General features: G+C 66.7%; 2 protein-coding genes. One reads left to right on the forward strand and one right to left on the reverse strand.

Going from position 1 to position 2583, the window contains the following annotated elements:
- Nucleotides 1-1248, reverse strand: a 1248-nt coding sequence (locus EN781_RS30375) for a ComEC/Rec2 family competence protein (RefSeq protein WP_145965717.1), incomplete at its 3' end; no start/stop codon positions are given.
- A gap of 102 nt (nt 1249-1350) precedes the next feature.
- Between EN781_RS30375 and gltX the strand changes: the two genes are divergently transcribed.
- On the forward strand, nt 1351-2583 hold a 1233-nt coding region (gene gltX / locus EN781_RS30380; protein WP_127400627.1), incomplete at its 3' end, for a glutamate--tRNA ligase.

Consider the following 2583-nt stretch of genomic DNA (forward strand, 5'->3'; position numbering starts at 1 on the left):
GTCGAACAACACGGCGACAAGCATCACCGCCAGCATGATGAAGCTGCGTTCGGCCGCGACCACAATGCCGGAGAAGACGAGATAGGCGGCGATCGAGACGAGTGCGGCTGCGGCGGCATATTTCTTGACCGGCCGGCGCGATGCGAAGTCGGGAAACAGCGCGAAGGCCCCGCGCAGCAAGAGCATGATGGTGCCGGCGACCAGCGCCATGTGCAGGCCCGAGATGGAGATGACGTGATAGATGCCGGTGCGCCGCATCGCCTCATTGATCTCATCGGGGATGCCCGCTCGCACGCCGACTATCAGTGCGGCGGCGATCTCGCCCTCCGGGCCGCCGACCTGGCCGCGGATGTGGTTGGCGATGCTCTCCCGCGCCTTCTCGATCGTGGAAGCCAGGCGCGCCGAGGGCGGCGCATCTTCGCTGGCGATTGTCTTTGGATTGCCAAGGAAAAAGCCGCTGGCGCCGATACCGGAAAAATAGCTGTCGAAGGAGAAGTCGTAGCTGTCGGGTCGCACCGGGCCGGTCGGCTGCAGCAGCCTTGCATAGCCGGTAAGCAGCGAGCCGGCTGTCATATCAGCAGGTACTTTCCGTGCCGAAAGCCGGACCCGCTCCGGCGCGTAGCGCAGCTTTGGGTGAGCGGTGGAGATCACATCGATCGTCAGCCTGACGCGGCCGTTCTCCATTTCCTCCAGGCTAACGAGCCGGCCGGTCAGGCGGGTCTGGATCTCGGAACCGAGCATCGGTGTCGCAGCGCGCCAGGTCTCGACCTTTGCGGCGAGAAAGCCCAAGGCGCAGAAGAACGCCGCCATGAAGAGCAGATGCGTCCTTGGCCGTGGGCGCGAAACGAGCGCGCAGACAGCCATCAGCGCCACCGCCGCAAGCGGCCTGTATAGGTCCGGCTCGGCGTTCAGCGAGAAATAGAAGATCACGCCGGCAGCCAGGAACACCGGCACCAGCAGGAAGCCGATGCCGCGATCAAGCTCGGTCGTGGCCGCGGCGCCGATGCTGCGATGAAACGCCGGCCATGAGACGCGGCCAAGCTGCTTGCCGAGCCGCGTGATGGTTGCCGTCGGCGAGGCCGGGCGGAATCCGCCGCCATCAGGCGGCAAAATCTCTTTGGCCGGACGCGACTCCGGAAGCCAAACCGGCGCTGTTTCGACAGGCGCTGTGTCGGCAAACAGCAGGCGCTCGCTGACGCCAGCTGTCGTCCCCTCGCCCTCCACCGTGCCCCGGCCTCGTCCAGCCATCGGGTCTGCCCCTTGCGCCCCAGACCTCCTATGCTACATGAACGCGCGAAGCGCGAAAGTCCGCGCAATCACGCCCGCTTCCTATGCCAGCCTGAGAGTGCCATGTCCGACAAGGTCGTCACCCGTTTTGCCCCCTCGCCGACAGGCTACCTGCACATTGGCGGAGCGCGCACGGCGCTGTTCAACTGGCTCTATGCCAGGCACTCCGGCGGCACGATGCTGCTGCGCATCGAGGATACCGATCGCGAGCGCTCCACCGAGGCGGCAACCGCTGCCATCCTGGACGGACTAACCTGGCTCGGCCTCTCATGGGACGGTGAGGCGGTTTCGCAGTTCGAGCGCGCGCCGCGCCATCGCGAGGTGGCCGTGGAGCTCGTGCGCCTGGGCAAGGCCTATTACAGCTATGAGACGCCTGCGGAGCTCGAGGCGATGCGCGAGGCGGCGCGCGCCAAGGGCCTGCCGCCACGCTATAACGGCCAATGGCGCGACCGCGACCCGTCCGAGGCGCCGCCCGGCATCAAGGGCGCCATCCGCATCAAGGCGCCGGCCGAGGGCGAGACCGTCGTGCACGACCGGGTGCAGGGCGAGGTGCGCTTTCCCAACAAGGACCTCGACGACTTCATCATCCTGCGCTCGGACGGCAACCCGACCTACATGCACGCCGTCGTCGTCGACGATCACGACATGGGCGTCACCCACATCATCCGCGGCGACGACCATCTGACCAACGCCGCGCGCCAGACGGTGATCTACAACGCCATGGGCTGGGATGTGCCTTCGATGTCGCACATCCCGCTGATCCATGGCGCCGACGGCGCCAAGCTGTCGAAGCGGCACGGCGCGCTCGGCGTCGAGGCCTATCGTTCGATGGGCTACTTGCCGGAGGCCCTGCTCAACTATCTCGCCCGCCTCGGCTGGAGCCACGGCGACGACGAAGTCATGTCGATCAAAGACATGATCGGCTGGTTCGACATCGGCGACGTCAACAAGGGCGCCGCCCGCTTCGACTTCGCCAAGCTCGAGGCGCTGAACGGCGTCCATATGCGCAAGATGGACGATCATGCGCTGTTCGACATCTTCGTCGCCACCCTGCCCTATCTCGAAGGCGGCCCGGCGCTCGCCGCCCGGCTCGACGACAAGAAGAAGGCGCAGTTGCTCGCGGCCCTGCCCGGGCTTAAGGAGCGCGCCAAGACGCTGGTCGAACTGGTCGACGGCGCCGGCTTCCTGTTTGCCGAGCGGCCGTTGCCGGTCGACGAAAAGGCGGCGGCGCTGCTTTCCGGCGAGGCGCGCGCCGTCCTCCGCGGCGCCCATGCGGCTTTGACGGCGGTTCCCGGC

The organism is Mesorhizobium sp. M4A.F.Ca.ET.090.04.2.1, assembly GCF_003999085.1.
Classification (GTDB): domain Bacteria; phylum Pseudomonadota; class Alphaproteobacteria; order Rhizobiales; family Rhizobiaceae; genus Mesorhizobium.